The sequence below is a fragment of the Blastocatellia bacterium genome (genome assembly GCA_035275065.1).
Taxonomy (GTDB): domain Bacteria; phylum Acidobacteriota; class Blastocatellia; order UBA7656; family UBA7656; genus DATENM01.
Map to the genome: position 1 here is coordinate 19,853 of DATENM010000097.1, position 12,903 is coordinate 32,755.

General features: G+C 62.7%; 9 protein-coding genes. All 9 read right to left on the bottom strand.

Going from position 1 to position 12,903, the window contains the following annotated elements:
• Nucleotides 1-51: 51 nt before the first annotated feature.
• The gene (gene glnA, locus VJ464_21630; GenBank protein ID HKQ07742.1) at nucleotides 52-1,461 is read right to left on the bottom strand and encodes a type I glutamate--ammonia ligase; all 1,410 of its coding nucleotides are present in this window, start codon (nucleotides 1,459-1,461) and stop codon (nucleotides 52-54) included.
• 199 nt (nucleotides 1,462-1,660) lie between these two features.
• Nucleotides 1,661-2,398, bottom strand: coding sequence for a hypothetical protein (locus VJ464_21635; protein HKQ07743.1), 738 nt, complete (start codon nucleotides 2,396-2,398; stop codon nucleotides 1,661-1,663).
• Nucleotides 2,399-2,708: 310 nt separating this feature from the next.
• Nucleotides 2,709-3,995, bottom strand: coding sequence for an ammonium transporter (locus tag VJ464_21640; GenBank protein HKQ07744.1), 1,287 nt, complete (start codon nucleotides 3,993-3,995; stop codon nucleotides 2,709-2,711).
• Nucleotides 3,996-4,200: 205 nt separating this feature from the next.
• Nucleotides 4,201-4,539 (bottom strand): P-II family nitrogen regulator, encoded by a 339-nt coding sequence (locus tag VJ464_21645; GenBank protein ID HKQ07745.1) that lies wholly within the window; start codon nucleotides 4,537-4,539, stop codon nucleotides 4,201-4,203.
• Entirely contained in the window at nucleotides 4,536-7,328 is a 2,793-nt protein-coding gene (glnD, locus tag VJ464_21650) for a [protein-PII] uridylyltransferase (protein ID HKQ07746.1), read from the bottom strand. The genes VJ464_21645 and glnD overlap by 4 nt, the downstream gene beginning before the upstream one ends.
• 547 nt (nucleotides 7,329-7,875) lie before the next feature.
• Nucleotides 7,876-8,829 (bottom strand): LysR family transcriptional regulator, encoded by a 954-nt coding sequence (locus tag VJ464_21655; protein HKQ07747.1) that lies wholly within the window; start codon nucleotides 8,827-8,829, stop codon nucleotides 7,876-7,878.
• A 10-nt stretch (nucleotides 8,830-8,839) separates the two neighbouring features.
• Complete coding sequence (locus tag VJ464_21660; protein ID HKQ07748.1) at nucleotides 8,840-10,012, bottom strand: aminotransferase class I/II-fold pyridoxal phosphate-dependent enzyme; 1,173 nt, start codon at nucleotides 10,010-10,012, stop codon at nucleotides 8,840-8,842.
• Between the two features lie 134 nt (nucleotides 10,013-10,146).
• On the bottom strand, nucleotides 10,147-11,091 hold the full coding sequence (locus VJ464_21665) for a branched-chain amino acid transaminase (protein HKQ07749.1): 945 nt from the start codon (nucleotides 11,089-11,091) through the stop codon (nucleotides 10,147-10,149).
• Nucleotides 11,081-12,775 (bottom strand): citramalate synthase, encoded by a 1,695-nt coding sequence (cimA, locus tag VJ464_21670; GenBank protein ID HKQ07750.1) that lies wholly within the window; start codon nucleotides 12,773-12,775, stop codon nucleotides 11,081-11,083. The genes VJ464_21665 and cimA overlap by 11 nt, the downstream gene beginning before the upstream one ends.
• Between the last annotated feature and the right edge of the window lie 128 nt (nucleotides 12,776-12,903).

Consider the following 12,903-nt stretch of genomic DNA (forward strand, 5'->3'; position numbering starts at 1 on the left):
TTCTCCGTGCCTCTGTGTCTCTGCGTCTCTGTGTTTAGTTCCCTTCCTTATTTAAACATCGTAATACAGCGAGAACTCCATCGGGTGCGGGCGCATGCGCACGACGTTGATCTCGCGCTCGCGTTTGTAATTAATCCAACGCTGAATCAGCTTCTCGCCGAACACGTCGCCCTTGAGCAGGAACGAGTGATCCACTTCGAGCGCCGCGAGCGCTTCGTCGAGCGAGCCCGGCACGCTCGGAATCTCGGCCAGCTCCTCGGGCGGCAGATCGTAGATGTCTTTGTCTAACGGCTCGCCCGGATCGATGCGGTTTTGAATGCCGTCGAGGCCCGCCATCAACATCGCCGAAAACGCCAGATAAGGGTTGCACGTCCCGTCGGGGAAACGCACTTCCAGGCGCTTGGCTTTCGGGCTGGGCGAGAACATCGGGATGCGCACCGCCGCCGAGCGGTTGCGCGCCGAGTAGGCCAGATTGACCGGCGCTTCAAAGCCCGGCACCAGCCGTTTATAGCTATTCGTCGTCGGCGCGGCAAACGCGGCGATGGCCGGCGCGTGCTTGAGGATGCCGCCGATATAATACTTGGCCAGCTCGCTGATTCCGGCATAGCCGTCGCCGGCAAACAACGGCTTTTCGTCCTTCCACAACGACTGGTGACAGTGCATGCCATTGCCGTTGTCGCCAAAGAGCGGTTTCGGCATGAAGGTCGCCGACTTGCCGAACTGGCGGGCGACGTTCTTGACCGTGTACTTGAAGATCATCAAATTGTCTGCCGTGCCCAGCAGCGTCGAATAGCGGAAGTCAATCTCGCACTGCCCGGCGGTCGCGACTTCGTGGTGGTGGCACTCGACCGTGAGGCCGACGTCTTTGAGCTTGGCGGCAATCTCCGAGCGGATGTTATGGATCGAATCGAGCGGCGGGCAGGGCACATAACCTTCCTTGCCGCGGATCGCCCAGCCCAGCTTGTTGCCATCGCTGGCGGTGTTCCACCAGCCTTCGCTGCTGTCAACGGTCGCGCCCGACGAATGATTCTCGTTGTGAAAACTGACATGGTCGAAGATGAAGAACTCGGCTTCCGGCCCGAAGAAGACGGTGTCGGCGATGCCTGTGAATTTCAGATAGTTCTCGGCGCGCTTGGCCAGGGCGCGGGGGTCGAGCCAGTAGCTCTCGCGGGTGATCGGGTCAACGACGTCCGTGGCGATGCAGAGCGTCGGGCGATCCATAAATTGATCGATCCAGAACCGCGAGATGTCGGGGATCAAGAGCATGTCGCTTTCATTGATCGCCGCCCAGCCGCGCAAGGATGAAGCATCAAAGCCGAAGCCGGCGGCGAACGAATCTTCGGTTAACTCGGCAATCGGAAAGGTCAGGTGGTGCCAGGCGCCAAGCAGGTCTGTGAAGCGCAGGTCTACGAACTCCGCCTTGGCGTCGGCAGCAAATTTCAGAACATCTTTGGGATTCATTGTTTCCTCCTGGTTTGGGTTTGAATTCCATGCGAGCGAAGCACGCGCTGCCGGGCCACCACGCGTTCGGCTTCGTCACTCGACCCTGCAACGCTCGCTTCACTCACCATCACAAAAACGCTTTCCTTGTGGCGCAAGGCGGTTAGCTTGCGCAGAGTTGTGCGCAAGCTAACCGCCTTGCGCCACATCAATCGGTATCTCAGAACGTCACGCCGTAATAAACAAAAAGACCGTTGTTCTTGCGGCCCGCATTGCCGACGCTGTAGCCAATGTTCAACAGCCCGTTCTTCGGCAGCGCGAATGAAAAGCCCGGCGTGACATAGCCGAAGCCGTTTTCGCCGCTGAACCAGTCGGCAACGAAGCTGGCGCGACTCGCGATTGCCTGCTCGTAGCCGAGCATGGCGCCGCCTTTGTCAACGTCGGCTTCGACGCCGCCGAGGCCATAGCCGCCGGCGGTCAGGCGCGGCCCGAAGCGGCCTTTGAACTTCTTGCTGACGTTCGCATAAACCATCGCGAAGCTATCATTCACGCCGCGATCCTTGAGCGGCGTGAACGCAATCGCGCCCGCCGACAGCGCCACGCCCGAGCTTTCATTGGCGTAAAACTGCCACTTGAGGTTCGGCTGAATGTAGACCGTCGTCGGCAAAGCCGAGGTGGTCGCCGCGACGTTGACGCCAACCTCGACGCCACGGCCCAGGCCGACGACAACGCGCGGCACGGTGGTCTGAAAGCCGCCATTGGCATGGCTTTCGAGGTGGCTGATGAAATCGAACTCAAGATAAACCTTCTGTCGGGCGACGACATCGGTGCTGGGAATATTGAAGATCGTTGACTGCGCCCGCGCCGTTTGACATTGCCAGTTCGCCATCACACTAACCACTCCCAGAGCGATCACCATCCCGCTCAACTTCGCAGCGACAGATGTGCTATTCAACATGGGTTCTCCTTGTCACCGCCCGGCGCGCGGCACGCGCAGGGCCGTGGTGAAGCGCGCCCCGCAGGGCAGCCGCCAGTAGTTGATTGCCCGGCAGCGCTCCCCGCGAATCAAGAAGAACCCGCGACGTTTGACTTTCAACGCCGCGTTGATTACGGTTTTAGGGCTGCTGCACAGGTAACCGCCAGGTCATCTGAGCGCGGTGTGTGGGAGACGCTCTTGAGAGATGGTCGCCAAATCATTCGCTCAATGGCGCCCCCACACCTTCCGCAAACTTTCATCAAACTTTCATCGCCTATCACACCTTCTCAGCTCAATCACCGGACGCCGCATCGCCGGTCGCCGGAATCGCTGCGTAGGAGGATTCGCGCAGCGCCGAGCTGCTGATGCCGCTCATGCCCGGCTCCAGGAAGTTGTACGCCGTTTCGCCATGCAGGGCGAGGTCGAGGCCGATGACCTCTTCCTCTTCGCTGACGCGCAGCGGCACGACCAGGTTGACGAGCTTGAGGATGACGAACGTGCCGACGAGGGCCAGCCCCCAGCTTGCGGCCACGCCGATCAACTGGGTGACGAGCTGCGGCGCGTTGCCATAAAGCAAGCCATCAGCGCCCGCCGGGTTCACCGATTTGGTTGCGAAGATGCCGGTCGCAATCGCCCCCCAGGTGCCGCCCAGCCCGTGAACGCCGAAGACATCGAGCGTGTCATCGTAACCGAAGCGCGGCTTGAGCGTGTTGAGACCGAGATAGCAAATCAGGCTGACGCCGATGCCGATGGCCATCGAGGCGGGCACCGTGACGTAACCGGCAGCCGGCGTGATCGCCACCAGCCCGGCGACTGCGCCCGTCGCCGCGCCGAGAATCGTCGGCTTGCCGCGATGCAGCCATTCGATCATCGGCCAGGTTAGCCCTGCCGTCGCCGCCGCCGTGTGCGTCGTCGCAAAGGCGAGCGCCGCAAGCCCGCTCGCGCCAAGCGCGCTGCCGGCGTTGAAGCCGAACCAGCCGAACCACAGCAGGCCGGCGCCGATCACCGTGTAAGAGATGTTATGCGGCGGCAGCGCCTTGTGCGGGTAGCAGCGCCGCTTGCCGATGACAATGGCCGCCACCAGCGCCGACACCCCCGAGCTGATATGCACGACGGTGCCGCCGGCAAAATCGAGCGCGCCCATCTTCATCAACCAGCCGCCGCCCCAGACCCAGTGCGCCAGCGGGTCGTACACCAGCGTCGCCCACAACAGGCTGAACAGCGCGAACGCCCCGAACTTGATGCGCTCGGCGAACGCCCCCGTAATCAGCGCCACCGTGATGATCGCGAACATTCCCTGGTACATCGCGAAGACCAGATGCGGGATGGTCGCCGTGCCCGACGGGTCCTGGCCGACGTTGCTGAAGCCGAGGTAATCCAGGCCGCCGAGCAGGCTGGAATGGTCTGTGCCGAACGACAGCGTGTAGCCGAACAGCACCCATTGAAGGCTGATCAAGCAGAGCAGAAAGAAGCTGTGCATCAGCGTCGAAAGCGCGTTGCGGTGGCTGACCAGGCCGCCGTAAAACAGCGCCAGCCCCGGCACGGTCATCATCATGACGAGCGCCGCCGAGGTCAGCATCCATGCCGTGTCGCCGCTGTTTGCGGCGGGCGGCGCGGCATCCTGCGCGCAGGCCGGCAGCGCCAGGCCCAGCAATAAGGCGGCGCTGCCTATGGCGATTCGAGTTTGCGGAATCCTCCCTGATTTCATAACCCGATCTCTCCTCTTCAATGAATTGGTTGCGCCTGCCCGGCAGTCGTCGAGAAGCGCTGCCGGCGGCAAGGGGTTACAGAGCCGCTTCGCCGCGTTCGCCGGTGCGAATGCGGATGACCTCTTCGACCGGCAGGACGAAGATTTTGCCGTCGCCGAACTTGCCGGTCTTCGCTGTCTTCATGATGGCGTCAATCGCCTGGTCTACCATCTCCAGAGGCAGCGCCACTTCGACCTTCACCTTCGGCAGAAAATCGATCTTGTACTCGCTGCCGCGATAGGTTTCGGTGTGGCCCTTCTGACGCCCGAAGCCGCGGACTTCGGTGACCGTCAAGCCATTAATGCCGACTTCCTGCAAGGCGTTCTTGACGGCGTCGAGCAGGTGCGGGCGGATGATCGCTTCTATCTTCTTCATACAGCCTCCTTCATGGGTTGGTCTGTCGGCTCATCGCCGAGCGCGCCGACGAGCGCCTGTTCGACTGCCTGCATGGCGGCGGCGTCGAGCTTCTGGCCGCGCGCGTCCGTCACATAAAACACATCGAGCGCGTGGCTTTTTTCGGTGGTGATCTTGGCGAAAGTGATGTTGAAGTTGAGCCCGGCAATGGCGCTGGCCATCTTATAGGCGAGGCCCGGCTGGTCATCGGCGCGCACTTCGATGACCGTGCTGAGGGCCGACGCCTCTGTATCAAATCTCACGGATGGCCGCACAGGCTTGCGCGCCGTCTTGCGCCACGAGCGCCGCGGCCCGCGCGCCAGCTGCCCGGCGACCGCCGCCGCCACGTCATAACTGCCGGCGAGCGCCGCCTGCAAATTCTTTTCGACCTTGCCGTGCAAATCAGCGCGCACAGGCTGTGCGGTCTGCACCTCGCAGACTTTGAAGGTATCGATCACCAGGCCGTCTTCGCGGGTGTTGAGGTCGGCGCTCAGGATGTTGATGCCGTGCGCCGTCAGCGTGCCGGCGATGCGCGCAAACAGCCCTGCGCGGTCGCGCGCGCAGACCGACAGGTGCGTGCAGTGTTCGCCCGGCGCGACCTGCCAGTCGGTCGCAAGCGACTCCGAATCAAGCCGCCGCGCCAGCCTGAGGTGGCGGGCGATCTGCGACGGCTTGTTGGCCCGCTGATAGCGGTCGGGCATCATCGCGAAGTGGCGCTCGATGCCGCTCGGCGGGAACTCGGGCGCCAGCTCGCGAATCACCTGCTGCTTGAAGAGCATGCGCCGGTCGCGTTCGTAGCGCGCGGCATTCTCTTCAACAAAGTGGGTGCGCGCGCGGGCATAAAGCTCCCACAGCAGCGTCGCCTTCCAGTCAGTCCAGACGCCCGGCCCGACGCCGCTGATGTCGCCATAGGTGAGCAGCAGCAGCTTGTTCAGGTTGTTCAAGCTTGTAACCCTGGCCACAAAACTTTCGATCAGCCCCTCTTCCGAGAGGTCGCGCCGCTGCGAGGTATGCGACATCAGCAGATGCTCCTTGACCAGGAAACGCACCTGCGCGGCGCTCTCGTCATCAAGCCTGAGCCGCTCGCAGACGCGCTCGGCGATGCGTGTGCCCTTCTGCACGTGGCCGCCGCCGTGGCCTTTGCCGATGTCGTGCAGCAGCAAGCCGAGGTAGAGCGGCGCGGCGTTCTCAATTTCGCCAAAGACCTTCACCAGCCGCAGCAGTCGCGGGTCGCATTCGTCGGCAAGGCGGTCGAGCGCTTCGATGGCTTTCAGCGTGTGCTCGTCAATGGTGTACTTGTGATAAAAGTCGTGCTGCACCAAAAAAGTGATGCGCGCGAATTCCGGCATCAGCTTTCCGAGGAAGCCTGTCTCGTGCATCATCCTGAGCACCGCGGCGACGCGCCCCTTGCGGTTGAGCAGGTCGAGGAAGGCGCGGCTCGCCTCTTTCGAGTCGCGGAAGCGCCGCGTCACCAGATGGAGCTGACCGCGGATCGTCGCCTTCAATTCTTCGCTGAGCGCGACACGCTCGCTCTGCGCCACCGAGAATAACTCCAGCAAGTGCATGGCGTTCGAGCGGAAGTCGCTCGGCTCTTCCTTGAGGTAGAGCTTGCCCCGCTTGATCTCGTAGCCGGTCGCTTTGCCCGATGCCTGGGCGCCGCGCGTGATCGTCAGAAAGAGCTGACCCTGGCGTGACTCGAAGCTCGCGGTGACCCGCTTGACGAGGTTGCGCTTTTCGGCCGGCGGGGCGAGGGCTCGGGCGATGAAGCGCTCGGCGAAGTCATGCAGCTCGCGGGCGCGCTGATAGTAATCGCGCATGAACAACTCCGAAGCTTCGAGGCCGCGCTTCGCCTGGTAGCCGAAGCTCGCCGCCACCTGCGGCTGAAGATCGAGCGTTAAGAGATCGGTTTTGCGCCCGGTCAGAAAGTGAGCTTCATTACGAACGCGCACGATGAAGTCATAAGCCCGGCGGGCGGCGGCATACTCGGCGCCGGAGATATGATCGGCGGCGCGCAGGTCGTCGAGATGGTTCAGCTGGTAGCGCGCGTGGCCGACCCAGAGCGCCGTGTGCAGGTCGCGCAGGCCGCCGGCGCTCTCCTTGACGTTCGGCTCCTGCACGCAGACCGCCTTGCCGAACTTTTCGTAGCGCGCCCGGCGCTCGGCCATCATCGCTTCGAGAAAACCGCCGGTCTCGCGCCGCGAGCGGAAGACCGCATCATCAAGCTGGCGCGTGAAGCGACGGAACAGCTCGGGATTGCCCGTCAGGTGGCGCGCTTCGGCCATGGCATTGCGCGACACCAGATCGGCGCGCGCCATCGCCACGCACTCTTTCGGCGAGCGGAAACTGTGACCGACGGTCAGGCCCATGTCCCAGAGCAGGTAGAGCGTGTGCTCGACGAAGCGCCTGGCCTCGGAGGTGCGGCTGCCGGCGTGCAGGAATAACAGATCGACATCGGAGAACGGCGACAGCTCGCGCCGCCCGTACCCGCCGAGCGCGACGACCGCATAATGGTTCAACTCAGCTTCCGAAGCATGCAGGTCAGCGGCAGCCAGTTGGCAGGCGCGGCAGACGACCATATCGATGAGGTAGCTGCGACCGCGGGCGATTTCGACGCCGCCCAGGCCAAAGCGATGGCGCATGCGCAGCCGCTCGGTCTCGATCTTCAAAAACTTCTTGAAAGCTCCGGCCTGCTGCTGGCGCTCGGCGGCCAGACTGATGTCGGCCAGCCGCTCGTTGGCATGAACCAGCATTTTCTCGAAATCAATCTGCATCGTTGAACCTTACGGAAGCTCGTCGCCGAACTACACACGGCACATAGGCAGCTTGAAGGAGCAAGGGCCGTACCAACACCTCGCTTTAATTGCCGAGCCCTTCTATCTGACTTTAATGCAGAGCTTACAGGCCACTTGGGGCAGCGAGCCCATAGTCACAGGCATCTTCAGAACTGACGATTTTGTCGGCACTATAGGGGCATCACAACAGAATTGTCGTCTGGTTTTGCACAGCCATTCAGCAGGCGAGTACCCGGCAGCGGAGCCGCGCCTCAGAGGCGTCCCGTCCGCGCTACGCTTTGTCCCTGGCCGAACGCCGGCGCAAGTAAAGCGCCCGGCATGGGGGCGAACCGGCGACCCCGCTGCTCAAACGATAAAGGGGCGCAGAATATGGGATAGAAAGCCTGTCCGTCTTCTGTATCTGGTAGGTCTTTCGGAGAGGCTTAACTGAAGGGGCGGCGGCGGCGCAGAAGGCGGCCCGACAAAATTGTCTGTCTCGTAGTCAACGCCACGAAAATTGTCGCCCGCGATAAACGCCCACGCGCGTTCACATAAGAGCTTCGGCCGCCGGCTTTTCCATCCCCACGCCACCCACCGGCTGGCTGCGCAGGAATTTTTCGGCCATGGCGTTGATGATCTCAAGAAAAGCCTGAGCGGCGTGCGAGTGCGCGTCGGTGCGACGGCGCACCGCCCACAGGGTGCGCTCGTAGCGAAAGCCCTCGACGGCGATCACCGCCAGATCGCCGCGCTCGACGTCTTCCTGAACGCACATGCTCGGCGTAAAGGCGAGGCCGAGATTCATCGTCACGAAGCGCTTGATCGTTTCGATGGTGGCAATCTCAATCGTGATGTTGAGCGGTATTTGAAAGCGGCGGAACGCTTCAATGACTTTGTCGCGCGACGGCGACCGCACGTTGTGAGCGATGAAGTTTTCGTCGCCGAGCTCGCGGATGTGAACGCGCTCGCGGCCCGCCAGCCGGTGCTGCGGGCTGGCGATCAAGACCAGTTCATCGCGCCGGATCGGCGTCGCCTCCAGGTCGCTGGCGTCGGGCAAGAAGGAGAGGATGGCGAAGTCGAGGTTGCGCTGGCGAAGCTCCTGCGGCAGCCGCGCCGACAACTGGCGGAAGACCTCGATCTTGATCTCCGGGTAACGCGCGCGGAAATCCAGAATGAGCTGCGGCAGCAGGTAAAGGCTGGTGCTTTCGTTCGCGCCGATGCGGATGCGCCCGCGTTGCAGGTTGTGGAGTTGCTGGAGCGTGATGACCGCCTCGTCCCGCAGATTCAGCAGCCGCTTGGCGTAATCGTAGAGGACTTCGCCGGTGTCCGTCAGCACGCAGGCATTGCGATTCGAGCGGTCGAAGAGCTGCGAGCCGAGTTCGTGTTCGAGCTTGCGGATCGCCATGCTGACCGCCGGCTGGGTGCGGAAGACGCGCTCGGCGGCTTTATGAAAGTTGCCCTCTTCGACCATCGCCACGAACATTTCAAGCTGCATCAACTCCATAATCTGTCCCTCAATCCTCGCGAAACATCTGCTTCAGGCCGCGCGCCGCCTGGCGGATGCGCTGCTCGTTTTCAATCAGCGCGAAGCGCACGTGGCCGTCGCCGGCCTCGCCAAACCCGATGCCGGGCGAAACCCCGACACGGGCGCGCGCCAGAACGTGCTTGGCGAATTCGAGCGACCCCATCGCCCGATAACGTTCGGGGATGCGCGCCCAGACGAACATCGTTCCTCTTGGCTTTTCGATCTCCCAGCCGGCGCGCGCAAAGGTGTCAATCAGCACATCGCGCCGCTTGCGATAGGTCTCGGCGATCTGCCCGACATAGGCTTCGCACTCGTTCAGCGCGATGATGGCGGCGATCTGAATGGGCTGAAAGGTTCCGTAATCCAGATAACTTTTGACCCGCGTGAGCGCGGCCACCACCTCGGCGTTGCCGACGACAAATCCCATGCGCCAGCCCGCCATGCTGTAGCTCTTCGACAGCGAGAAGAGCTCGACGGCGACATCTTTCGCGCCCTCGACCTGAAGGATGCTCGGCGCGGTGTAGCCATCAAAGACCAGATCAGCATAGGCAAAGTCGTGAATGATCAGCGTCCCATGCTCGCGCGCCAGCCGGACGACCTCTTCAAAGAAGCTCAGGTCAACGCACATCGTCGTCGGGTTATTGGGAAACGACAGCGTGACGACTTTTGGGCGCTCGGTTTTGATGGCCGACGCCAGCCGGTCGAGCAGGTCGGCAGGGTTATCTGCCGCGAGCTTGATCAGCTTGCCGTTGGCGATGATCACCGAGTGCGTATGAATCGGGTAAGCCGGCACCGGCACGACGGCGGTTTCGCCCGGCGCCAGCACCGTCATCACCAGATGCGCGAGGCCCTCTTTCGCGCCGATGGTCTGCACGACCTCTGTGCCGGGGTCGAGCTGCACGCCCCACTTGCGCAGGTAGCGGGCGGCGATGGCTTCGCGCAAGTGCGGGATGCCACGCGATACCGAGTAGCGGTGATTGCGCGGGTTGCGCGCCGCCTCGACGAGTTTTCGGACAATCGGCTTCGGCGTCGGCAAATCGGGATTACCCATGCCGAGGTCAACGACATCTTCGCCCCTGGCTCTGGCCGCCGCCTTCAATTCGTTGGTGATGTTGAACACATAAGGCGGGAGCTTGCTGCTCAGTAAAAAACGGTCGCTCACAAAAACCCCAATCGCGAATTCAAAATGATGGCGGGCTCACGCTTGCGCCGGCGTCCACCACGCGCGCCGGTCATCGGCAATGGCTCGCCGAGCATTGCCAGCGCACCTGAGATTTCAAATTTGAGATTTGAAACTCAGACGGCCAGTGACGCGGGGCTGCCGACCGTATGGAGCCAGTCGCCGTAGCGCGGGTCGCGGCCCAGCACGGCATCAAAAAACCGCCGCTGGATCGCTTCCGTCACCGGCCCGCGCCGGCCCGCGCCAATCGGCGTCTCGTTCAGCTCGCGGATCGGCGTCACCTCTGCCGCCGTGCCGGTGAAGAACGCTTCATCCGCCCCATAGAGATCGTCGAGCGTGATTACCCCGACCTCGACCCGGTAGCCGAGATCGTCAGCAATCCGCATCACCGCGTCGCGCGTGACACCGAGCAGAATAGAGGACTGCTCATCGTTGGTCAACAAGCCGCCCTGGCGCACGATGAAGAGGTTTTCGCCTGAGCCTTCGGCGACGTTGCCGCGCTCGTCCAGCAGCAAAGCTTCGTCGTACCCGGCGGCCATCGCCTCGCGCACCGCCAGCATCGAGTTGATGTAGCCGCCGCACGCCTTGGCCGTCGTCGGCATCATGCGCGAATGGAATTTGGTGATCGGCGACACCTTGACGCGCACGCCGTTTTCCAACCCTTCATCGCCCAGGTAAGCCGCCCACGGCCAGACGAGGATCGCCGTTTCGATGGGACAGTCACGCGGATGGACGCCGAGGCTTGAGCTGCCGTAGTAAACGATGGGCCGCACGTAACAGCCGGTGAAGCCGTTGCGGTCAATCACTTCGCAGATGGCTTCAGCGATCTCGCCCTGCGAATACGGAATCGGCAGGCCGTAGAAATTCGCCGAAGCGTAGAGGCGGTCGAGATGCGCGTCGAGGCGAAAGAGCGCCGGGCCATTGGCGGTTTCATAACAGCGAATCCCTTCAAAGACGCCGCTGCCGTAATGCAGCGCGTGCGACGAAACGTGCAGCGTCGCCTCCTGCCAGCGCACCACGCGCCCATTCATCCACACCCACTCGGTTTGCTCAAACGACATGATGCACCTCCGGTGACGATGGCGACGCGACGACACCGGGACGCGGCGACGCGGCGACCGGCGCAATCGAACTCTCCGTCGCCGCGTCTCCCCTTCGCCGCGTCTCCGCGTCGCACGCCGCCCCTTGCCTTTCCTTGTTCAGCTTGTAGTTGATCGAATCGGCGAGCGCCTGCCAGCTCGCTTCGAGAATGTTCTCGGAAACGCCGACCGTGCTCCACGCTTCGTCGCTGTCGCGCGTCCGCACCAGCACGCGGACTTTGGCCGCCGTCGCGCGATCAGCGTCCAGCACGCGCACCTTATAATCAACCAGGTGGACTTCGGCGAGGCACGCGAAGCCATCGCTTAAGGCGAGGCGCAAGGCACAGTCGAGCGCATGCACAGGGCCGCAGCCTTCCGCCGTCCCTTCGCGCAATGCGCCATCGAGGCTGACTCGCACCATCGCGCGTGACGTCGGCCCGTGGCCTTCGCGGCGCTGCGTCGTCACCTCGTAGCTTTCGAGCGAGAAGAACTCGCGATAAGCGCCGACCGCGCTTTCCAGCAGCAAACGGAACGACGCTTCGGCAGCCTCAAATTGAAAGCCCTGATGCTCCAGCTCCTTGATGCGCTGGACGACGGGCCGCAGCCGCGCGTCATTCGCGTCAACCGCGATGCCCATCTCGGCGGCTTTGTAAAGCACATTACTCTTGCCCGACAGGTCAGAGACCAGCACGCGGCGGCGGTTGCCCGTCAGCTCAGGATCGATGTGCTCGTAAGTCGCCGGATCACGCATCACGGCGCTGACGTGGATGCCGCCTTTGTGAGCAAAGGCGCTGCGGCCCACGAACGGCAGGTGATTCGGGTGCGGCAGGTTCGCCAGCTCTGCGACATAATGCGAAACGTGCGTCAGACCGGTCAGCCGCTCACTGCCGACCGTCTCGTGGCCGAGCTTCAATTCGAGCGCCGCAATCACCGAGCAAAGATTCGCATTGCCGCAGCGCTCGCCGTAGCCGTTGATCGTGCCCTGCACCTGGCGCGCGCCCTGCTCGACCGCCGCCAGCGAATTGGCTACGGCCAGCTCCGAATCGTTATGCGCGTGAATGCCAAACGGGATGGCGATGGCGCGCTTGGCCGCGGTGATGGCCTGCACCAATTGGCTGGTCAACGTGCCGCCATTGGTATCGCACAAGACAATCAGGTCGGCGCCGCCGCGCTCTGCCGCAAGCAGCGTTTGCATGGCGTAATGCGGGTTCGCTTTATAGCCGTCGAAGAAATGCTCGGCGTCGTAGATGACTTCGCGCCCTTTGGATTTCAGGTAAGCGACCGAGGCGGCAATCAGCTCGATGTTTTCGTCGAGCGAGATGCCGAGCGCCCGTGTGACGTGCAGGTCCCATGTCTTGCCGAAGATGGTGACGACAGGCGTTTCTGCCGCGATCAAGGCGCAGAGGTTTGGGTCGTCTTCCGGGCGGTGCTTCGGGTGGCAGGTGCTGCCGAAAGCGGCGAGCCGGGCGCGGCGCAGGTCGAGCGCGCGGGCGCGCTCGAAGAACTCGGCGTCTTTGACGTTCGAGCCGGGCCAGCCGCCCTCAATGTAATCAACGCCAAGCTCGCCGAGCTTGCGCGCCACGGCCAGCTTGTCTTCAACCGAAAAGGCGACGCCTTCGCCCTGCGTCCCATCGCGCAATGTCGTGTCGTAGATTCTTACCCTCATAGCTGCTCGTTTCCCTGTCTGTAATGAAAGCTCCGTAGGAGCGCGATGTTTATAGTAACCGCTGCTGATAAAACCAAGCCCCGTAGGGGCGAAATGTCCACATGCCGCTGCTGACGGAGCTTGGCTTT